This window comes from Clostridium perfringens ATCC 13124, from assembly GCF_000013285.1.
GTDB lineage: Bacteria > Bacillota > Clostridia > Clostridiales > Clostridiaceae > Sarcina > Sarcina perfringens.
In genome coordinates this window covers 626676-650644 of record NC_008261.1, presented here as the reverse complement: position 1 = coordinate 650644, position 23969 = coordinate 626676, and the positions used below count along the sequence as shown (strand labels likewise).

Genomic DNA, 23969 nt, shown 5'->3' with positions numbered 1-23969 from the left:
TATTAAAAAACACCATAGTATTTAAAAACCTTATATGTAAATAATAAACAAAATCCTTTTTAATCTCTACCTTATTTTTAATAATTTACATTTTGTTGCCTCTATAATTTTTTATTTCATACTTAAAATATTTTAAATCCTAACCTTAAATTATTATGAATCTTACTATACACATAAAAATAAACTTTTATTTTAAATAAGCTTTTTTTTAAATTTTATAATTAATTTCTTATTTAACTAATATTATGTATAGATAAGTTTTTTTGGAGGAGGTATTTAATATTGAAAAGATCATATAGAGATATGGCCATAATAAGAAAAAGACTTTCGTTTATCCTAGCATTTATTATAATTATGTGTTTTATACTAAGCATTAGATTATCTTATGTAATGATAGTTAAAGGACCTGAATATGCAGAACTAGCTGTTGAACAATGGACAAACGAAGTTAAAATATCTGCAAGAAGAGGAAAAATACTAGATAGGGATCTAAACGAGCTTGCTGTTAGTTCTAATGTTTATAGAGTTGACTTCAACCTAAATGCAATTAGATCTTATACAAAGAAAACTGGAAAAACTAATGAAGAATTAGCTTTAGAAATTTCTAAGGTTCTTGAAATGGATAAGGATACAGTTTTAAAAAAATTAGAATTTAAACTTCCTTCTGGAGCTCCTGCTGGTGCTGCAATCCTTGCTAGAAGAATAGAAAAGGAGAAAGCTGATAAAGTTAAAGAATTAGAAATACCAGGAGTAATGGTTTCTCCAGATACTCAAAGATACTATCCTAATGATAATTTTCTTTCTCATGTACTAGGTACTACTAACTCTGACGGTGTTGGACTAAATGGTATTGAGCTAAAATATGATAGAGTTTTATCTGGAAGTCCTGGATTAAAAATAACTGAGATGGTTAAAGACGGTGCTGAATATCCTTATACTATTTCTAGATTTACAGCCCCTGTAGATGGCAAAGATGTAGTCTTAACAATTGATGAAAAATTACAATACTTTGCTGAACAAATCGCTGAAATAGGTTTAGTACATCATAATGCTGATGCAGCATCAGTAATAATAATGAATCCAAACAATGGTGAAATCTTAGCTATGTCTAACAAACCAGACTTTAATCCAAATAAACCTTATGATGGGGCTGAAAATTTTTCTGGAAATACTTCCTCAGATAGAATTCAAAAAATGTGGAGAAATAGATCTGTTTCAGACTCCTTCGAACCTGGTTCTATTTTTAAGATAATAACAGCTTCCGCCGCAGTCCAAGAAGGGGTAGCTGGTAAGGATGAAACCTATACCTGTAGTGGTGGTCTTCAAAAAGGTGATAGATTCATTAAATGCTGGAAAAGAGGTGGCCATGGCACTCAAACCTTTGAAGAAATAATACAAAATTCATGTAACGTTGGATTTATGAATTTAGGAGAAAAATTAGGTGCTGAAAAATTAAATGAATATATTAAAAAATTTGGTCTTGGAAAAAAATCCGGTGTAGATTTACCTGGTGAATCTCCTGGAATAGTTAAGAAAACAGAAAATATAACAGATATGGACTTAGCAACTATTTCTTTTGGTCAAACTAATACTGTTAACCCAATTCAATTCATGACTGCAGTTAATGCCGTTGCCAATGGTGGCACATTAATTCAACCCCATGTTGTTAAAGAAATAAGTTATATAGATGAAAATAATGATAGAGTTATAGATGAAACCTTTGTCCCTAAAAAAACAGAAAATTTAATAAGCAAAGAAACTGCTGATCAAATAAAATTAGCCCTAGAAAACGCAGTAAAAAATGGATCAGCAAAAGGAGCTTATAAAGAAGGATATGGAGTTGCTGGTAAAACAGGTACTGCCCAAAAAGTTAATCCTGAAACTGGTGGATATGGTGGAGGATATGTAGCTTCCTTTGTTGGTTTTGCTCCTTATGATAATCCACAAATATCTGTTATGGTATCTGTTGATAATCCTAAAAATGGAGAATATTATGGTGGTAGAGTTGCAGCACCTTTAGCTGGAATGCTACTCCAAAATATATTTAACTATATAGATTTAACAGAATTCCACTTAGATGAAAAACTTCCTGAAAAAGAAACTGTTATAATTCCTGAAGTTCGTGGATTACCTATAAATGATGCTACAAGTATGCTAAAAGAATTAAGTATATCTTACGAAATAGAAGGTGAAGGTGAATTTATAGTTGAAAGTAATCCTGCTCCTGGCTATCCAATATCTCCTGATACAAAAATAACTTTAATAGCTGGTGATAGTTCAAACTTAAATAGTGATGTTATAATTCCAGACTTTAAAAACTATTCTAAAGAATCTGCTGAAAAACTTCTTAATCAGTTAGGTCTTATAGGAGAATTTGTTGGTGAAGGACCATCTGTAACTAAGCAAAGTATTTCACCTGATGAAGTTGTAAATGGAAATTCAAAAATTACATTAACCTTAGGATATTAAAAAATTGTTAATGTAAAATGTATACATTCCTTATTTAAATAATTATTTAATGGTTAAAATTATTTAATTTCAAAATATAGGCTTAAATATTAAAATTATTTAATTCCATTTATTTGACATTAAATGCAAAAAGTTTTATAAATATTTTGTAAACATTATTAACTTTTTTTAAAAACTGTTTGATACTTAAGTGGCTTTCCTAAATTAGCCTTTACTACATCGAAACTTTTTCCTTTGCTATTTTAGGTGTTAAACATTATTCAGTCAATGAGAGTACATAAGTGCTCTCATTTTTTTATTTAAAATAATTAGTAATTCTAAAAGAGGCTTATATCAAAATAACTTTTAATAAAACTTGCAAACATTCTAAAGCTCATCTAACTACTCTTTTTATAATGTTTGCAAGTTTTATTATTATATTTTGATACAGCCTCATCACCATTTTAAAGCTATCTTCTTGCAAAATCTACAAACTTAAATTTATCTGGTCTATGTCTTGACTCTGTATATTGAAATAATTTTCTTCCTTCTAAATATGTATAACTTTTAACCACAGCTACCATATCATATCCTCTTAAATCTAAAAGTCTTTGATCTTCCTCAGTAGCAGTTTGTACTGTTATCTCTTTTTCAGCATAGGCTATTTTTAACCCTAATTCTCCCTCTATATATTTATATAAAGAATCCTTGCATATTTCTTCTGTAAGTCTTGGAACAAACTCTGCATTTAAATAGTCCTTATCTAAAATTATCTTTTCACCATCAATATTTCTAACTCTTACTACACTCCAAACATATTTATTAGGAGAAACCTCTAATTTTTTCATAAGGCTATCACTAGGACTTTTTAATGTTAATTCCTCTAATATAGTTTCGCACTCTTTTCCTAAGCTATTTTCAATCTCTTTAAAGCTCTTTATACCTGACACAGGAAAATCAAATTTATTCATATCAAGTACAAAGGATCCCTTACCTTTAGATTTTTCAATATACCCATTTTGCTCTAATAAATTTAAGGATTTTCTTACAGTATCCCTAGATACATTATATTCATCCATAAGTTGTGATTCTGAAGGCAATTTAGTATTTGCTTCAAAAATTCCACTATCTATTTTTCCAACAATATCATTATATATTTTTAAATACTTACTAGACATATTTTAAACTCTCCCCAACCTATAATTATAACTTTTACTACTTTTAAAACTTTGTATAATAAATAACTCAATATTTATTATTACCTATAAATATTAAAATTCAATTATATTTTAACATAATAGTAAGTTTTAAGTGAATTTCAAAAAAATAAAGGAGTTGCATCTTATTTAAAATACAACCCCTTCTTAATTTGTAATATATAATTGATGCGCAAAGTATATCTTTTATACTATTGAAATCTCAAATTTTTCAATTATTATATATTACTTTTCTAATTTATAAACTATTGATTCATATGGTCTTAACTTTAAACTTAATAAATCTAATGTACTATCCTTATAATTAGATATTAAAATACTCTTATTGTAATTTTCTAGCCCTTCAATTTCCTTTGATAAATCTACTAAGCACTCTTCTCCATAGAAGTTATTTATAACAAGTAACTTTTCACCATTATAATTTCTTTCATAAGCATAAACTTTAGGATGATCTTCTAAAAACTGAATGTAATCTCCATAGGCTATTACATCTTCATTCTTTCTTAATTCAATAAGTTTCTTATAATGATAAAATACAGAATCCTTATTTTCTAAAGCTCTTTCAACATTTATTTCTCTATAATTATTAGCAATATTTATCCAAGGAGTTCCTGTAGTAAACCCAGCATTTTTTTCTTCATTCCATTGAACAGGAGTTCTTGAGTTATCTCTTGATTTGCTCTTAAGGATTTCCATTATTTCTTTTTCATCAATTTCCTCTTCTTTTAAAATATTGAAATAGTTTATTGATTCTACATCTCTATATTCTTCAATACTTTCAAAACCTGGATTTGTCATTCCAATTTCTTCTCCTTGATATACATAAGGAGTTCCACTCATCATATGAATTGAAGTCGCTAGCATTTTTGAAGATTCATTAAAGTATTTCTTTACATCTCCAAATCTTGAATTAACTCTTGGTTGATCGTGGTTACACCAAAAAACAGCATTCCAGCCTCCTCCATTAATCATTCCTCTTTGCCAATTATTAAAAAGTTTTTTTAATTCAATAAAATCAAAATCCATTAAAGACCATTTTTGACCATCTTTATAATCAACCTTTAAATGATGAAAATTAAATACCATTGATAATTCTTTTTCCTTAGGATTAGAATATTTTATACAGTTTTCTATAGTTGTTGATGACATTTCACCAACAGTTACTATTTCTACATCTTTACCAAAAGTTCTTTCATTAAGTTCTTTTAAATACTCATGTATTCTATGCCCATCAGTATAAAATCTTCTTCCATCTCCTTCATAATCATTTTCAAATTTTTCTGGCTTAGAAATAAGGTTTATAACATCTAATCTAAATCCTTTAACCCCTTTATCTATCCAGAAATTCACCACTTTATAGATTTCTTCTCTTAATTCTTTATTATCCCAGTTTAAATCAGCCTGTGAAACATCAAATAAATGTAGGTAATACTCTCCTAGCTCCTCAACATACTCCCAAGCATTCCCTCCAAACTTTGAAATCCAATTTGTTGGTGGTTCTCCTTTTTTTCCTTCTTTAAAAATGTAATAATTTTTATATTTTTCTTCGCCCTTTAAAGCTCTTTTAAACCATTCATGCTCTGTAGAAGTATGATTAAAAACCATATCAAGCATAATATCTATATTTCTGCCTTTAGCTTCTTTAACCAATTCTTCAAAATCTTCCATAGTTCCATATCTAGGATCAATTTTATAATAATCTGCTATATCATATCCATTATCTTTTTGAGGAGATACATAAAATGGAGTCATCCAAATATAATCTACTCCTAAATTTTTAAGATAATCTAATTTTTCAATTACTCCTCTTAAATCTCCAAGACCATCTCCATTTGAATCCTTAAATGATTTTGGATATATCTGATAAACAACACTTTTCTTAAAATCTTTCATAATTCACACCTCACACAACTTGTACGTATAAGTTATTTTAAATATATTCTAATTCACTCTTTCTGTCAACACTTGTTAAATTTTAAATATAATTTCTAATTATATTTAAATCCGTAATTTAATAGATCTTACCTAGTATTTCATGTGTTATTTCACCTAAAATCTATATAAGCAAAAGGTGGAGTTACCCCCACCTTTTTATATTATTTTGAAGCCATATTAGCTAATTTTGTCTTTGAGAACACTATTGTTAAGATGAATGGTACAACTATTGCTATTCCCATTGCAACTAAATACATTAACATACTAGATGATTGCATTGATAAGATTGCTGGTAATCCACCAACTCCTACTGAGTTTGCCATACATCCCATTGCCATTGAGAACATACCAGAAACTCCTGCTCCAATCATAGAAGCTATGAATGGATATAGATATTTTAAGTTAACCCCAAACATTGCAGGTTCAGTTACCCCTAAATATCCTGAAATACATGCTGGTATTGATATTTGTTTTTCATCTTCATCTTTTCTATTTACATATATCATAGCTAAAACTGCTGATGCTTGAGCTATATTTGATAATGCAATTATTGGCCATAAGAATGTTCCACCTATATCACTTATAAGTTGTAAATCAACTGGTAATAAAGTATGATGTAATCCTGTTATAACTAATGGTGCATAAATCATTCCAAAAATTCCTGCAAATAACCATCCAAATGATGATGTTAAGCCTGCCACTATAGCTCCTGATATTACGCTACCTATTTTCCAACCTATAGGTCCTAAAACAGTGTGTGCTAATAATACTGTTGGAATTACTGAGAAAAATGGTACTATTATCATTTGTATAGGACCTGGTGTAATCTTCTTAAATAATCTTTCTAAGTAAACAAAAGTGAATCCAACCATGATTGCTGGTAAAACTTGTGCTTGATATCCTATCATTGGAACTTGAGCAAATCCAAAGTCCCAAACTGGAGCAGCGGCTCCATTACCTGCACTATATGCATTTAATAATTGTGGAGATACTAAAGTTATACCAATAACTATTCCTAGCATTTGATCTGCTCCCATTTTCTTAGCAATTGACCAAACAACTCCTACAGGTAAGAAGTGGAATATTGCCTCTCCTATTAACCATAAGAAACTATGTGTTCCTGCCCAGAATTGAGAAATTTCAACTAAACTCTTAGTTCCATCTTCAAATAATTTCATATCTCCGATTACATTACGGAATCCTAATATAAGACCTCCAACTATGATAGCTGGTATTAACGGAGCAAATATTTCTGCTAAGCCTGCAACTGCTCTCTGAACTATATTCATATTCTTCTTAGCAGCCTTCTTGACTTCTTCCTTACTTTCTCCAGATACTCCAGTCTGTCCAACAAAATCATTATAAAAAGTTGCAACTTCTGGTCCAATTATTACTTGAAACTGTCCTGCTTGTGTAAAAGTTCCTTTTACACAAGGAATAGCTTTTATTTTTTCAACATCTGCTTTGCTTGTATCATTTAAAACGAATCTCATTCTTGTAGCACAGTGAGTAACTGCAGCTACGTTTTCTTTTCCGCCTATGTACTCTGTTAGTAACTTTGCATCTTTTTCAAACTTACTCATCTTTTTCCCTCCATAACTTGTACGTATATCTTATGGCTTTATACTAACATATACGTATATGTTGTGTCAACCTTTTCATTAATCCTTTTCAAAAGTTTTTTATTTACTATTTTTATCATTAAATAATAAAATATTTAACTTATAGTTAGTAGTTTAAAAATAATTAATATACAAGTTACTAAAATATTTATAAGATGAAATTAAACTTTAAAATTTAAAACTATCAGAAATAAAAAAGAAGCCAATGAAAATTACTATAAACTCTCATTTAACTTCTCTTTATAAAACTATTTTAGGTTAATATATTTTTTATTTTAAACTTAATAAATTAATATTATAAACCTTGTTTATTCTAAATTTATTTCCTTAGAATATAATATAGTTTCTCTAGGATCATGAAAATAATCTTTTCCATTTTCATCTACAAATGGTTTATAAATTTCAACTTTTATTTTTTTAATATCTTCACCTTCCTTAGCAATAGTTGATAAGTATTCTCCATAACTAGATAATTCTTCTCCACTGCTTGTTCTTAATATATTCCCTTTTTCATCATAAACTCTTACCCAGTAATTATTCTTTTCTCTGTCATAGCCAGTAGTAACTAATTTTAATTTAATTGGAGTTGCTATTACTTCTTTAATACCAACACCCTCCTTATTCATATCATTAACTTCTATACACTTAGATAAAGATTTATCAACTTTTACTGGCACTTTAAAGTTCCAAGTTCCTTCTAATACATTATCTTTATCTCTCTCACTATTCCATCCTTCTTCAACTATTGAATTGAAATTTATTATAAATTCAAATTCATCTGGAATCCTCATGTTTAAGCTTGTTAAATTGTACTCTTCTACTCCAACAAAAGTATGATCATCTATGAATCTTCCTTCTAATCCTGAAACTCCACTATTATCTAACTCACTATCTGTAAAACTTACTTTAGCTTCAGCTCCGTAATCTAATTGCATTTGTTCAATTTTTTCTGCTTGTTCTTTAGTTATGTCATAATCTTTCACAGGATCATATTTATATTTTATATATTTAAAAGGTTCTTTACTTTCAATTACATAGCTTACATATAAATTCTGTCCATCACAAAGAATCTCTGACAAAGTTATTCCTACCCCATTATTAGAGACAGTCTGATTAACTTCTGTTGCATATTTTGAGTAATCCCCTTTATTCCATATTTCCTTTTGTATTCTTTCAAAAGCATTCTTGATTACTGGAACCCCATAAGCCAAGGTGGTTGTACCAACACCAATTCCAGTAATTATTGCAAGTCCTGCTGCAATATTTTTAAATACTTTCTTATACCCTTTACCTTTTATTTTATTTTTCTTTTTATCCTCATGAGCCATATTTATTGCCTCATCTATAATATCATCTAAATTATTTGGTAAATTTATCTTATCTAAGTCTTTTTTATTCATTTAAATAGCCCTCCTTTAAAACCTCACCTAAAGCTTGTTTTGCTCTTCTTAAATAAGTTTTAACTGTGTTTTCTGGAATTTCCATAACCTTTGAGATATCTTTTATTTTCATATCATTAAAGTACATCATGATTATTACTGTTTTATAATTATCATTTAATAAATCTATTGCATTATATAAATCTAACTTTTCCTCTGTAGATATTTCACATTTTTCTTTTCTTATCGGTGTACTTTCATCCAACATTTCATTTTTTCCTTTTTTCTTTAGAAAATCAATTGATACATTTATTAAAATTCTTGTAATCCATGTGTTAAAAAACTTTGCTTTTTTTAATTTTTCAATATTTAAAAAGGCTCTATATACGGTTTCATGTATAACTTCAAGAGCATCTTGCTCATCTTTAACATATAGAAACGCCATTTTATATAAGTATTCTTTATTGTTTTTTATAAGGATTCCAAAGGATTCTTTATTTCCTTTCATTGATTCTTTTATTAACTTAATTTCATTTAATTTATTTTTTCTATCTATATCTAGATATGATATACTCATAGTTTTTTCCATCTTTCCCCTCCTAGCAAAAACTTTAACATCGATGTCTACATACATTAGTCTTTTTAAGTAGCTAAAAAGTTTCAAAAATTTTCATTTTTTATTTAAGTTAGGTTTTATTTAAAAAACTTTCTAAAATAATTTTCTTTAAACATACTCTCACTAAAAACTATAATAATTATAAATTAAGCAATAAAAAAAGCATATTAAGACTTATATAGATCCTAATATGCTTCTTATAATTTTTATTTAACATATAATAAATACTCACTATTGTTCTATTAAACCTTCTCTAATTAAGAAAGCTTTAGCAACCTCTTCTGGTGATTTACCTAATACATCTACTTCATAGTTTAAGTCAATCATTTTTTCTTCATTGATCTTACCACTTAAAGAGTTTAAAACATCCTTTAATTGTGGATATTTTTCTAAAGTCTTATTGTTAACTATAGGTACTGCACTATAATTTACAAAGAATTTCTTATCATCTTCTAAAGTTTTTAAATCAAACTTTTTAAGAAGTCCATCTGTTGAGAAAGCATCTATAGCCTGTGATTCCCCATTTGATAATGCTGAGTATCTAAGACTTCCATCTAAAGATTTAACATTTTTGAAATCCATGCCATAGTAATTCTTTAATCCAACTAAACCATCTTGTCTATTTTGGAACTCAATAGTTGGAGATAATACAAAGTCATTACTGTACTTTGATAAATCTGATATTGTATTTATCTTATACTTATCAGCTAATTCTTTTGATATAGCTATATTATAAGTATTATTAAAACCTAGGGGTTCCATTACTGTTAACCCATGTTCCTTGTTCATATTTTCTTTTATGCTATTATAATAATCTACACTATTATCAATATTATTTTCTTTCATAACATTAACAAGTAATGTTCCAGTATAATCAACATACATGTCAACATCACCTTTTTCAAGTGCTCCAAAGGCAACTGATGTTCCTCCTAGATTTAGCTTTTTTTCAACTTGTAAATCTGTTTTATCCTGAACTAAATCTGCATACATATTTCCTAAAATAAGTTGCTCAGTAAAGTTTTTTGATCCAATAACCACTTTATCTTTTTTACTTGATATAAATGATGAAATTCCCATAAATAAAATAGCTATTATCATTATTACACTTATTATTTTAAGAACAAAAGTATTTTTCTTTTTGTTATCATTACTTAATCCCTTTGGTGTAACAGCTACCTCTATTTTTCCGAAAATAAAGTCAACTATTAAGGCTAAAATACAAGCTGGTATAGCTCCTGCTAAAATCATATTATTATTTACCGTTTGAACTCCTGAGAATACTAAGTATCCAAGTCCACCGGCACCAATAAAGGCTGCTAAAGTCATAAGCCCTACGGCTGTAACTGCTGATATTCTTATACCAGACATTATTATTGGCAATGCTAATGGTAATTGTATCTTAAATAAACTTTGGTTCTTAGTAAGTCCAATTCCCTTAGCAGATTCTAATACTACTGGGTCTATGCCAGAGATTCCTGTGTAAGTATTTTTAACTATTGGAAGCAATGAATATACTACAACCATAAAGATTGCAGGTGTACTTCCTATTCCTAATATGGGAATAAGCAATCCTAGTAAGGCCATAGAAGGCACAGCTTGTACTAAGTTTACAAATCCTATTATAGGCTTTCTTAAAAACTTAACCCTTGAAACAAGAATTCCTAAAGGAACTCCTATTAATATAGCTATTCCTATAGCCGTAATTGTTAAATATATATGTTGAACTAATAAATCTAATATTTGAGTTTTCTGTGAAATTACATATTGTAATAAACTATTCAAATATATTCACCTCCATGTCTAAAAATTGGTCGCTTAATATTGAAAGTAAACTACTTCTTGTTATAAGCCCTACCAATTTTTCTTCTGAGTTAACAACAGGTATAAATCCTACTGAGTTCTCATTCATTACAGTTAAAATATCAACTAAACTATCATCTTCATTAACTCTTAGTGGATTTTCACTCATAATTTCTGAAAGTGCTCTTGATTTTTCATTTGTAATTTTTATATCTTTAAAAGTAACAATACCTTTAAGTACATTTTCTTTATCAATAACTAATAAACTATCAACCTTATTACTTCTCATTATTTCGATTCCTTGTAATATGGTTCTAGCACCTTTAACAGATACAGGATTTTTTATCATTATATCCTTTGCTTTTATGAAGTCAGGATTATTCCAAACCCTATCTGATCCTATAAAATCTCTAACAAAATCATTTGCTGGATTTCTAAGTATATTTTCTGGAGTATCATATTGAGCTATTTTTCCTCCATTCATTATGCATATTTTATCTGCTATCTTTAAAGCTTCATCCATATCATGAGTAACAAAAATAATTGTCTTTTTAAGTTCCTCTTGAATATTAAAAAGCTCTTCCTGAAGTGAAGTACGAGTTATTGGATCTAAAGCACTAAAGGGCTCGTCCATTAAAATTATCTCAGCATCTGTAGCAAAGGCTCTTGCAAAACCTACTCTCTGTTGCTGTCCTCCACTAAGCTCTGATGGATACTTATTTAAATAAATTTCAGGATCCAATCCAACCATATTTAAAAGGTCTAAAGTTGTCTTCTCTATTTTTTCAACATCTTTGCCTTTCTTTAGTCTTGGAATAAGCTCTATATTTTCCTTTATTGTTAAATGTGGAAATAATCCATTATTCTGAATTACGTATCCAATATTTCTTCTTAATTCAATAGGGTTTTCCTTGGCTAAAGATTTCCCATTTATAAATATTTCACCAGAAGTAGGTGTTATTAACTTATTTATAAGTTTTAAAGTAGTTGTTTTACCGCATCCACTAGAACCTATTAAAACAACTAGACTTCCTTTATCAATAGTTAAAGAAATATTATCTAGTATCTTTCTGTCCCCTATTTGTTTAGATACATTTTTTATTTCTATCATAAAAATCCCCCTTTTCTTCTGACAACTTTTATTTTTTAAAAAGTTGTTAGTTCATTGTAACACGATTTTAAGTTAAATTCAAATTTTAATTTGTTTAACCTAAAATTTATTTCATATAATTTATTAAATACTAAATACTATGTTAGTCTCTATTAATGGCTATATTACTATATTAATAAGCTTTTAAAATAGTATTTAAAATAATAAAAAAACACCATTATATAAAACAGTGCTCTACATAATAAAATCTATTTATTTTTTGCCTCATTTAAAATATTCTTTACATCTGTACTAGTTCTTCTTTTATTCTTTTTACTTTTACTAAATTCATTACAAATATTATATATTAACAAATTTGTATCCTCCTTTTAATTTACATTTTAAATTAATTCTCCCTATATAGAGAATTGAACTTTCACTTAAATTATAGACATAATTTAATATTTATATATCAAAATTTTTATTTTTTTCCTTTAATTCACAGGTTTAATTATAAGTATTAAAAATCATCTAGTTTCTCTTTTGAGTTAACAACTAGTATGAATATATTCTATTTTTTCAACAAAAATTAAACTAATCAAATATCACTCTAAATCAACTTTAATTAGCTATAATATATGAAAATACATATTATTAATTTTTCCCGTAGTAACTTTTTTATAAATCTTAAATAAATAGTCCTATGATGTAAAACTATCCTGAATTAATAATATACTTTTAAATTTTTTACTGGATTTATTAAGAATATTTTAGGTGTTATGTTTTTATACCATTTATCATGTTTTTAGAAATTTTAAAACATTAGTATAAAATAATTTTGTACCTATTGAAGTGAAAATCCTCTTTACGAAGTGAATTACAATTTACCGTTATTGTAATTTAAATATTTTATCTCTCTTCTATACCTTTTTAAACCTGAGAATAAACTCTAAACTTTATTTTATTATAAAAATAATTTATTTCTATATTCTAATTTCAGCATTTAAACCCACAAGCTGAGAGTTAAGTATAACATATAAAAGTAAGAAATACAAACATTCGTTCTCTTTTTAATTTATAATACTTGTGTAAAAAATATTTTTTCTTATATTTAAAATATTTTTTTCTTATATTTAAAGTAAAAGAATTTATCAAAGATCATGAATAAAACTTACAATTAATATGTTATGTACAGGTAAGTTTTATTAATAAATCATTTTGATAAATTCTCTTAAAAATATTTATGAACCTAAAAATCAATCTTTAAATATAACCAAATTTAATTTTCATATAAAATTTTCTTAACCAAATAAAATACTTTTATTTTAACCTTTATTACTAAAATGTATGTCTTTTATTACATTATCTATTTTTTCAACAGCCTTATCTTCAGCCTTAAATTTTTCTTCTATGCTAAAACCTGTTCCATCCACTAATAATTGATGGAATTTTTTTATTCCTAAGAATTTCATTATATCTTCAACATAATTTAAGCCTTTATTAAATATCCCTTTAGTAAGCCAAGGAATTTCTCCCCCTGAAGATTGTATATACACCATTTCTCTTTGTTTATCATCTAACAAGCCCTTAACCTCTTCTGGTGTTACTTTAATTGTTATTTTGTTTTGGACAACACAATCTATATATTCTTTTAATGGTGCTGGAAAAGATAGTGTCCATAAAGGGGCTGCTATTACGTATAAATCTGCATTTTTAAATTGCTCACTTAACTCTATTATTCTTTTTACTTCTTCCTTTGTCTTTGCATCTATACTAGCAGTCTCACAATCCACCACAGAACTTCTTCCTGAAAAATGCTTATGCTCTAATCTAGGAATAAAGTCTTTGTATAAGTCCACTTCCTCTATTTCAAACTCTGGATTTAGTTCCACAAATCTACTTATGAAAGCTCTTCCAATAGTCTTACTTGATGAAAGCTTCTCTGGCTTTGAGTTTACTGTAATATAAAGTAACTTTTTCATATACTCACCTCATTTAATTTTTCTAAATTAACTTCTTTTTCTTATCTTGTGATTTTTTTAGTTTTTTATTAATAATTATCTAATTTTAAATAAGTTTTTATTTTTTAGCCAAAATAAGTTTATATTATTAAAAATACTTACCCTAAATCTTAAATTTCATTGATAATACTTATCACTTTATTATTGACAAAAGAAAAATCAAAGAGTATATTTGAATCACAACCACCCCCTAGGGGAGGTAAAAATTTAAAAGGAGGAAAACTGTTATTCCTTTCTTTATAACAAGGGAATATGTCAGCTATAATTTTTATGATAAATAAATCAATTAAAATAAAAGGTATGAGTTGTGCCGCTTGTGCTGCTAGAATCGAAAAAGTTCTAGGTAAAATGGATGGCATATCAAAAGCTAATGTTAATTTGGCAACTGAAAAATTAAATTTAGAGTTTGATGAAAATAAAATATCCTTCAAAGAAATAGAAGAAAAAATAAATAAGCTAGGTTTCTCAGTAGTTAGAAACTTAAAGAAAGAATCTTTCAAAGTTTCTGGAATGAGTTGTGCTTCCTGCGCATCTAGAATTGAGAAAGTTTTAAATAAATTATCTGGAATATATAATGCTACTGTTAACTTTGCTAATGAAAGCCTTCAAGTTGAATATGATGAAGATGAAATTTCCTTAAAAGAAATTAAAGAAAAAGTAAAGAAACTAGGCTTTGAACTAAAAGGAAATAATAAGTCTACTTCCTTTAAGGTAGAAGGAATGACTTGTTCAGCCTGTGCAGCTAGAATTGAAAAGGTAACAAGTAAAATGGATGGTGTTGAAAGTTCTAATGTTAACTTCGCAAATTCTACTCTTAATATTTCTTTCGATAAAGATAAAGTTTCTGCTAATGATATAAAAGCAAAGGTAGAAAAATTAGGATATAAACTTTTAGATGCATCTCAAGAAGATGAACATGAAAAAGCAAAAGAGAATGAAACTAAAAGAATGAAAAATAGACTTATTGGCTCAGCAATATTCACAATTCCATTATTCATAATATCAATGGGACATATGGTTGGCCTTCATTTACCTAATATAATAGATCCGATGCATAATCCCTTAAACTTTGCACTTATTCAATTACTTCTTACAACTGTGGTTATATTCATATGTAGAGATTTCTTTATACATGGTTTTAAGAATTTATTTATGAGAAGTCCTAATATGGATTCCTTAATAGCTATAGGAGCTGGTGCTGCATATGTTTATGGATTATTTGCAATATACCACATTTATATGGACGATAGTAACTATGCTATGCAGTTATATTTTGAATCTGCTGGAACAATACTTACATTAATAAGTTTAGGTAAATACTTAGAAACTTTAACTAAAGGTAAAACTTCTGATGCAATAAAAAAACTTATGGGATTAGCCCCTAAAACAGCCACTCTACTTGTAGATGGAAAAGAAAAAATTGTATCTATTGATGAAGTTAAAGTTTTTGATTTAGTACTTGTTAAGCCAGGTGAGAAATTGCCTGTAGACGGTAAAGTTGTAGAAGGATATACATCAATTGATGAAAGTATGCTAACTGGAGAAAGTATTCCTGCTGAAAAAAAAGTAGGAGATACAGTCTTTGGAGCTAGTATAAATAAAAATGGAAGAATAATTTATGAAGCTACAAAGGTTGGTAAGGATACTGTAATCTCTCAAATAGTTAAATTAGTAGAAGATGCCCAAGGATCAAAAGCTCCAATTGCCAAATTAGCTGATACTATTTCAGGTTATTTTGTACCTATAGTAATATCTTTAGCAGTAATTGCAAGTTTAGCTTGGTATTTCTCTGGTGAAAGTAAAACTTTTGCACTTACAATCTTTATATCTGTATTAGTAATTGCTTGTCCATGCGCTTTAGGTTTAGCTACCCCAACAGCTATTATGGTTGGTACAGGTAAGGGAGCTGAAAATGGAATACTTATTAAAAGTGGTGAAGCTTTAGAAAGCACACAAAACTTAAATACTGTTGTCTTCGACAAAACAGGAACTATAACTGAAGGAAAACCTAGGGTTACAGATATTATTTGTGAAAATATTTCAAAAGATGAACTCCTTTTATTAGCAGCCTCAGCAGAAAAAGGTTCAGAACATCCTCTTGGAGAAGCTATTGTTAGAGATGCTGAAGAAAAAAATATCAAACTAAAAAATGTTTTAGATTTTGAAGCAATACCTGGTAAGGGAATTAAGTGCTCTATTGAAAATAAATCAATTTTATTAGGTAACTATAAACTTATGAAAGATAAAAATATAAATCTTAAAAATTTATTAGAGACTTCTGAAGAACTAGCTTCAAAGGGAAAAACTCCTATGTTTATTGCTATTAATGAAAAAATAGCTGGTATAATCGCCGTTGCTGATACTGTTAAAGAAACAAGTAAAAAAGCTATAGAAACCCTACAAAAAATGGGACTTGAAGTAGTAATGTTAACAGGAGATAATTTAAAAACAGCTAAGGCTATTGCAAAAGAAGTAGGTGTAGATAGAGTTATCGCTGAGGTTCTTCCTCAAGAAAAGGCTGAAAAAATTAAAACCATTCAAGATGAAGGCAAAAAAGTCGCTATGGTTGGTGATGGAATAAATGATGCTCCTGCTTTAGCTATTTCTGACATTGGAATGGCTATAGGTTCAGGTACTGATATAGCTATGGAGTCTGCTGATATAGTTCTAATGAAAGGTGATATATTACATGTTGTTGGTGCTATTCAATTAAGCAGGCAAACAATGAAAAATATAAAGGAAAACTTATTCTGGGCCTTTGGATACAATACTTTAGGTATTCCAGTAGCAATGGGAGTTCTTCATATATTTGGAGGCCCATTACTTAATCCAATGATAGGTGCCTTTGCCATGAGCTTTAGTTCAGTATCAGTATTATTAAATGCCTTAAGACTAAAAAAATTCAAACCAAACTATAAATAAGCTTTTAATTTAAATATATTATATTTAAATTAAAATTATAAACCTTTAAAATCCTTAATCACAAAATAAAAAACAGAGTCTAATGGACTCTGTTTTTTATTTTAAATTAATATTATTTATTAACTTGTTCTGCTTCAACAAGTACTAATGGAACTGATTTATCTTTTAAGAAGTCAAATATTTCAACGAACTTATTTCCATCATGGTTAAATCTATTATCCATAGCATCTTTATCTACTTCTAAAGTAACTTTTAAATCTGCAGCACTTGTAACTTTATCAGAATCTTCAGCTTCAGTATAAAGTGAGTCTAACTCAAATTCAAAAGTTTCATTTTCATTGATCTTCATTGGTAATTCAAGCTCACCTAATTCAAATTTTAAATTAAATAAATCATCAAAAAGAACAGCTTGGTCACCAATTGTAGTAACAACTTTTCTAGCTACCTCTGGATTTAATTTAACTGATACTTTTTGCTTTAATGTACCTGAATTAGCTATTACAAATTCTCTTTGGAAACTATCTCCTGGTCTAACATTTTTAAAATGTTTAGTTGATTTTTTATTTATTATTTCTGATGTTTCATCAACAATATTCCATCCATCAGAAATCTCTTTTACATCAACATCTAAAGTACCCATTGTTAATTTAATTCCTGAATCAACTTCTGCTTTATCTGAGAACCAAGCATATGATCCAACTGCTCCTACCATTAATGTTCCGGCTAATAACATACCTAATAATTTTTTCTTCATAAAATTTCTCCCCCAAACATTTCAAATTTTTTATATATACAAAATGTATGATTACTTTAATAATCTACATAAATATTTATATTCGTTTACATTACATAATATTACTTATTTTTTACTTATTTACATTTATTTTTAAATTTATTCATTACCTAGCAGTTCTTATAGTCTTACTTTCTTTAGCTGAAAGTTCTCCATTTGAATATTTAGCTGCCACTTTAAAATTGTAAATAGTATGTCTATTTAATTTTGAAACCACAAACTCTGTAGATTCAGCTGGAACTTCTGATAATTTCTTTCCATCTTTATATATTACATATCCCTCTAACCCCTCAGTTGTTATTGGAGCATTCCATGTTAATTTAACATTTTTCTTATTTATTTCTGGAATTTCAAAATTTTGTACTGGATTTACTACTATCTCTCCTGAAGCTTCTTCATTAATTTTAACTTCCTTACTTGAAAGTTCTAAGTCATGAGTATTTCCATCTCCAGCTCCTACTAAAGCTGTTGTTAATCCTAAAACTTCTAATTCAGAAGAAATCTTTGGAGTTAAGTTAACTTTTACTAGATCTGAATCTTTTTCTATTTCATTCCCTAAAGAAGCTACTAATATTCTAACTTTTCCTGGTTCAACTTCTTTACTCTTTACAAATAAAGAATCATTAAATGAAGTAATTTCATTTAATATAAATGCTTCTGCATTATACTCAAATAAATATTCTGCTGAATACACTTCTGTATCTCCATTTAATCCTTCAATTCCTAATATAGCTTCAAATGCTGAGCCAACTTGAACTTCATCATTAACCTTTATGGTTGAATTTCCAACAGTTGTTTTTAATTCACCAATCTGTACATTAATTCCTGTATTATCTAATCCATTGAAAGTTGAAACTTTATTATAAACAGTATTAAGTTCTAAAGTATTATTTTCTTTAAGCTTTATTTCATAATTTCCTTGATTAATTCCTTCTGGTATAGTTCCTTTAAATATAGCTGAGCTCTTCCCTTCATAATTAACCATATTTAGTGGTACATCTACTCCACCTATATCTAAAGTTATCTTTCTATCTCCTATGATACTAACTAATTGATTAAAGTTTACTTTTATTGAAACTTCCTCTCCAGAATTGTAAGCTAAATCTTCATCTAAAACTTCAATTGATTGAACTGAAGCTGATGGTGAATCTTCAGAAGCATTAAACTTAAGGTAATTTAAATCAAATTCAGTATATGCCATTCTGCCTGCCCCTTCACCCTCATAAAATAATCCTAGGTTTCCATCTGGTAACTCTGTTAAACAAGAATAAGCAAATGAACCTGGCTTAACTGTCTTATTATAAATCCAATCAAATTCATATCTTGGTTCTCCATTGTCATAAGTTCCATTCTCATTTATTAAGCCAACCTTAACACTTCCATTTACTCTACTACTTGCGTCTGGGTTTGAGAATATAATTGCATCTTTACCATTTATTTTTCCACTATAATTTATAACACTTAATTGACAATAAGGCTCTCTTAAAGAAGTATCTTCTGGAACTTCATCATGCCATGTTGCTCCTCCATCAAAACTAGTTGCAATTCTTGTATATGAACCAGTATTTCTCATAAATAATTTTAGTTGTCCATTTGGCATTTCAACTACTTGGCACTCTGTCAACTGTGTTCCTGAAGAAACTGTTTCAGAGCTTACAGAAGCTGTATCTATTGGAGATTCTCCCAACTTCCAAGTTTCACCAAAGTCATCACTATAAATTACAGCACTTGATTGGAAATTATTTTGATTAGTATAGTATATTGGGAATATTAATCTATCTTTATGCTCTCCATTTTTTATTTGAATTCCCTTTCCTGGTGCAGTTCCAAAGAATTTCATCCATTCTTTCTTAAGCCCTGGATTTAAATCCTCTGGTTCACTCCATGTCTTACCATCATCATCACTATAAATCATTTCAATATGAGCAGTTCCAACTGCCTTAAGTGGAGAATTGCTTAGTAAGGCATTTCCAACTTCTTCTCCATTTTGAATAAGGGTTTTATCATTTTTCATTACATAATCAGTTTGATTTCCTTCTGAATTATAAACAATTCCATCTTCTCTAACTGTATATTCATTATTTTGAGCATCTTTTAATATAAAATAATATTTTCCATCAATTTCTCTATATCCACTTCCACCCTCTGTATTAGGGAATCCATAACCTTCTGGGAAATGAGTTACTATAAGAAATATTCTCTCTTTTTCAATTCCATTCTCTTCTATGGTAGCTGACATAAGAGAAGTATCTATAGCTGCTGATTTACCTGGATAATCTAATATTACTTTTCCTTCTTCCCATTCTCCATTTACTTCTTTTCTTCTTATACCTACATCTATGTTATTATTAGGAGCATCATGATCTCCGTTATTTCTAACATCTATAGAAGCTAAAACCGTTCCTTTTTTAGTTGTTTCTAAAGCAGGAATTCTATATCCTCTTGATTCTAAATATCCAGGATAGAATAATTCTACTGGTTGTGTTTTATAAACATCATCTGGCAATAAACTATCTTCTAATGGTGCTTTAGTTTCTCCTGTTTTTCTTAACAAATAATTATCACTTACTGGTTTATCATAAATATTCATAAAATCTATATTTCCTCTAAATAAATACTCATTATACCCATTTGCTCTATCAGTTTTACCAATAAATCCACTATTAAGATTTATTGCATTTAAAAATTTAATATTTGGATCTGATACCGTTTTAACCAGAGAACCATTTAAAAATATCTTAGCTCCTATTCCCTTTTCTATTTTTAAAGCTAAAGTATTTATTCCTCTATTGAAAGTAACATCTGCACTGTGATGTACATTAAAATCTCCATTTCCTTCTTGTCTTCTAAGCTCATATCCTACTTTTCCTCCACTTACATAAAGTGAAAAATAGTTATTTGCTTTATTTCCATCACTTAAACCAATTAAACTTTGAATTGAGGTATCATTCATATTAAATCTAGTGACTATAGTTCCTTCTTCTAGTGAGGAGAATTTTTCTAAATCACCTGTTATATTTACCCTTTCTTCCTCCTTAGTTATTTTTAAGTTTCCATAGTTAGCAATTTCATCTACTTCGCCTTTGATTTCATAAACATTTAACTCTGCTATTGAAGCAAATCCACCAACACCTTGAATTGCAGTTATTTTTATCTCTTCTGCATCAATAGGAGAATCAAAAGTTACAGTTTTAACTAAATTATTTTCTTCCCAGGTTCCCTCTGCAACTAAAGCTTCCACTCCATTATTAATAGCATGAATTTCATACTTAGTTATAAATCCATTGTTTCCACTTGTTCTTGGTGTAATAGCTATAGAACTAACTTTTCTAGAACTTCCTAAGTTTACTGATAAACTCTGTGGAAGCGCATCACTCCCATTCCATTTTGTATGCCACATAGTATTTGTATTTCCATCAATAGCACTTGAAGCTGGATCTTGGCCCTCTTCTGAAGTTGCACTAGCTGTCATTTCTGATTGTGGAATAGCAGTTTCAATAATAGCTTGTCTATCTTCTATAATAACTGCCTTATGATTTACATTAGGATTAGCTTTTACTAAATATCCTCCCATATTAGAAATAACTAAACTTGCAACAAGCGTAGCTATAATTTTTTTACTTTTCATTAGCTCTCCCCCTTAAAATAAAATGACCTTATATTATGTATACGTTTAAATAAGCTTTAATATTACTAAAATTGTATGAAATACAATTTATACTACCCAAATTTTATATTTATCTACTAATTAATAATAACTTTCCCTAGAAATAAGTTATAATTAAGTTAAGAACCATATAATAAATACTAATGAAATAAATTAGGAGGGGTAATTATTGAAAGAACTTTTTGTAGGTTATTTGATTGTAATAAATTTAGTGGCAATAATTCTAATGTATATAGATAAACAAAAAGCTAAAAAACATCAATGGAGAATAAGTGAAGATACCTTAATAGGCGTTTCTATAATAGGAGGAGGAATTGGAGCATTATGGGGAATGCATGTTTTTCGTCATAAAACAAAACATGCAAAATTTACTATAGGTATTCCTTTAATAATAGCAATTCAAGCACTTTTAATTCTTTACTTTATTAGATAAATACACAAAAAGAACTGTATCAAATTAACCTTTAAAAAATTCTAAAACTATTTTTGAAAGAGTTACTAAATACTCTCTCATTAATTTAAGAAATTTTTTATTAGCTTTTGATACAGTTCTATTTTCTTATATTTAAATATCTAAGAATTCTAAATTAAATTTAACTTAAAGTATATTTTGCATAAATTGCAATTAACTTTAAAAATCTCTAAATATACCCTTAACTAAATTGATTAAGAACTAGTTTTAATTTTAACTAGTTTTTTAATACATATCCTAAATTTATCTAAGGCTAATCTAGCTTAAAATCATTTTATTTGTTATTTGCTACTAATAACATCTCTCTTAAAACTTTACAAGCCACAGCCGTTGATGCTCCTGTTTGGTCATACTGTGGTGATAATTCATTAATATCAAATCCCACAATATTTAACCCTCTAAGTTTTAATATTGAATTTAGAAGCTCATTAAACTGAATTCCACCTGGTTCTGGTGTTCCTGTACCTGGGAATACAGATGGGTCTAAAACATCTAAGTCTATTGTTACATAAACAGGTTTATCTTTAACCATTTCTAAGGCATAATCTAAAGTATCACAATTAAACTTATTTGTATAAACGTGATCCTTTGCCCATAAAAATTCTTCTTTTTCACCAGAACGTATTCCAAATTGGAATATTTTATTATCTCCTACTAAATCCCAAACTCTATGTATAACAGTAGCATGAGATAGTTTTTGACCTAAATAATCTTCTCTTAAATCTGCATGAGCATCAAAGTGAATTACATGAACATCAGGATATTTTTTAAATACTCCTTTAAATGCCCCTAAAGTTACTAAATGCTCTCCACCTATCATAGCTGGTATTTTCCCATCTTCAACAACCTTAGTTGAAAAATCCTCTATTAAAGCTAATGCTCCCTCTGAATTTCCGAAAGGAAGCTCTATTTCTCCTCCATCGAAAATATTAAAATCATAAAGATCTAAATCTTGATATGGACTATAGCTTTCTAATCCCCAAGATTCTCCTCTCATCACTTGGCTTGCAAACCTAGTACCTGGTCTAAAAGAAGTTGTTGAATCAAAAGGAGCTCCAAATACAACTATGCTTGATTCATCATATTCAGCTTCACACCCTATAAAAGTGCTTACATTTCTATTCATCAACATTCTCTAGCATCTCCTTAACATAATTAGGTAATGCAAAACATCCTTTATGCAACTCAGTGTTATAATATTTAGTTTTTAATCCTAAATCATTCCACTTTTCTATATCAGCATTTAGTGGATCATATTTTTTTGATGCAAAACCAAATAGCCAATGTCCTGATGGATAAGTTGGTATATGAGCTTGATAAACTCTACATACTGGGAAACATTCTTTTATTCTCTTATGAGCTCTCTTCATTCCCCTTGCATACTCTTCATAGTATGGGCTTTCATGTTGATTTACAAGTATTCCATCTTCTTTTAAGGCCTTAAAGCAATTTCCATAAAATTCTCTTGTGAATAAACCTTCTCCAGGTCCAAATGGATCTGTTGAATCAACTATTATTAAGTCATATTTATTTTCAACTGAGCGTACAAATTTTAATCCATCTTCAAAGAATAAACTTACTCTAGGATCATCTAATTTATTAGCTGTTTGAGGTAAATATTCTCTACAAACATCAACAACTAACTTATCAATTTCAACCATGTCTATTTTTTCTATAGTTTCATATCTTGTAAGTTCTCTTACAGTTCCACCATCTCCAGCTCCTATAACTAGTACATTTTTTATATTAGGATTTGTAGCCATTGGAACATGAACTATCATGTCATGATAAATAAATTCATCCTTTTCTGTTACCATCATAAGTCCATCTAATGTGAAGAAAGTTCCAAACTCTTGAGATTTAAAAACATCTATTCTTTGGAAATCGCTCTTTCCACTATAAAGTTGTTCATCTACTTTGATTGAAAAACGTACCTTGTCTGTATGTTCTTCTGTGTACCATAATTCCATAATTTAAATTCCTC

Annotated in this window: 15 protein-coding genes; 3 read left to right on the top strand and 12 right to left on the bottom strand. The window is 28.4% G+C overall.

Translation table 11 applies throughout. The features are described from left to right. Positions 1–282 precede the first annotated feature (282 nt). Positions 283–2469 carry a stage V sporulation protein D gene (locus CPF_RS02715; RefSeq protein WP_003471431.1) on the top strand — a complete coding sequence of 729 codons (2187 nt, stop codon included), beginning with the start codon at positions 283–285 and terminating at the stop codon, positions 2467–2469. Between the two features lie 449 nt (positions 2470–2918). Here CPF_RS02715 and treR read toward each other — a convergent pair whose 3' ends face one another. The 8 genes from treR to CPF_RS02675 all read right to left on the bottom strand — a co-directional run bounded on the left by treR (position 2919) and on the right by CPF_RS02675 (position 14092). Continuing rightward, a complete protein-coding gene (gene treR, locus CPF_RS02710; protein WP_003471465.1) occupies positions 2919–3626 on the bottom strand; it encodes a trehalose operon repressor in 708 nt (235 codons plus the stop codon). A 264-nt stretch (positions 3627–3890) separates the two neighbouring features. Continuing rightward, a complete protein-coding gene (gene treC / locus CPF_RS02705; protein WP_011590246.1) occupies positions 3891–5558 on the bottom strand; it encodes an alpha,alpha-phosphotrehalase in 1668 nt (555 codons plus the stop codon). A 203-nt stretch (positions 5559–5761) separates the two neighbouring features. Next, positions 5762–7183: a PTS system trehalose-specific EIIBC component gene (treP, locus tag CPF_RS02700; protein ID WP_003471351.1), complete on the bottom strand. Its 1422-nt coding sequence runs from the start codon at positions 7181–7183 to the stop codon at positions 5762–5764. Between the two features lie 347 nt (positions 7184–7530). Beyond that, positions 7531–8622 (bottom strand): DUF4179 domain-containing protein, encoded by a 1092-nt coding sequence (locus CPF_RS02695; RefSeq protein WP_003471460.1) that lies wholly within the window; start codon positions 8620–8622, stop codon positions 7531–7533. Next, positions 8615–9190 (bottom strand): sigma-70 family RNA polymerase sigma factor, encoded by a 576-nt coding sequence (locus tag CPF_RS02690; protein ID WP_003471190.1) that lies wholly within the window; start codon positions 9188–9190, stop codon positions 8615–8617. The genes CPF_RS02695 and CPF_RS02690 overlap by 8 nt, the downstream gene beginning before the upstream one ends. 258 nt (positions 9191–9448) lie before the next feature. Further along, the gene (locus tag CPF_RS02685; RefSeq protein ID WP_011590244.1) at positions 9449–11002 is read right to left on the bottom strand and encodes a glycine betaine ABC transporter substrate-binding protein; all 1554 of its coding nucleotides are present in this window, start codon (positions 11000–11002) and stop codon (positions 9449–9451) included. Further along, entirely contained in the window at positions 10995–12131 is a 1137-nt protein-coding gene (locus tag CPF_RS02680; protein ID WP_003461046.1) for a betaine/proline/choline family ABC transporter ATP-binding protein, read from the bottom strand. The genes CPF_RS02685 and CPF_RS02680 overlap by 8 nt, the downstream gene beginning before the upstream one ends. 1304 nt (positions 12132–13435) lie before the next feature. Further along, positions 13436–14092, bottom strand: coding sequence for an FMN-dependent NADH-azoreductase (locus tag CPF_RS02675; RefSeq protein ID WP_003455358.1), 657 nt, complete (start codon positions 14090–14092; stop codon positions 13436–13438). 309 nt (positions 14093–14401) lie between these two features. Here CPF_RS02675 and CPF_RS02670 point away from each other — a divergent pair, with 309 nt between their 5' ends. After that, positions 14402–17053: a heavy metal translocating P-type ATPase gene (locus CPF_RS02670; protein ID WP_332831006.1), complete on the top strand. Its 2652-nt coding sequence runs from the start codon at positions 14402–14404 to the stop codon at positions 17051–17053. 112 nt (positions 17054–17165) lie between these two features. On the opposite strand, the gene CPF_RS02665 is transcribed toward CPF_RS02670, so the two are convergent. Together CPF_RS02665 and nanJ are read right to left on the bottom strand one after the other, a co-directional pair. After that, a complete protein-coding gene (locus CPF_RS02665) occupies positions 17166–17807 on the bottom strand; it encodes a TasA family protein (protein ID WP_011009887.1) in 642 nt (213 codons plus the stop codon). Positions 17808–17952: 145 nt separating this feature from the next. Further along, positions 17953–21474, bottom strand: coding sequence for an exo-alpha-sialidase NanJ (gene nanJ / locus CPF_RS02660; protein WP_011590241.1), 3522 nt, complete (start codon positions 21472–21474; stop codon positions 17953–17955). A gap of 208 nt (positions 21475–21682) precedes the next feature. On the opposite strand from nanJ, the gene CPF_RS02655 reads away from it, so the two are divergent. Beyond that, positions 21683–21946, top strand: a complete 264-nt coding sequence (locus tag CPF_RS02655) for a DUF1294 domain-containing protein (protein ID WP_003450079.1) — start codon at positions 21683–21685, stop codon at positions 21944–21946. Between the two features lie 313 nt (positions 21947–22259). On the opposite strand, the gene speB is transcribed toward CPF_RS02655, so the two are convergent. Further along, positions 22260–23117, bottom strand: coding sequence for an agmatinase (gene speB, locus CPF_RS02650; protein WP_003455394.1), 858 nt, complete (start codon positions 23115–23117; stop codon positions 22260–22262). Next, the gene (gene speE / locus CPF_RS02645; RefSeq protein WP_003455287.1) at positions 23104–23955 is read right to left on the bottom strand and encodes a polyamine aminopropyltransferase; all 852 of its coding nucleotides are present in this window, start codon (positions 23953–23955) and stop codon (positions 23104–23106) included. The genes speB and speE overlap by 14 nt, the downstream gene beginning before the upstream one ends. Positions 23956–23969 lie beyond the last annotated feature (14 nt).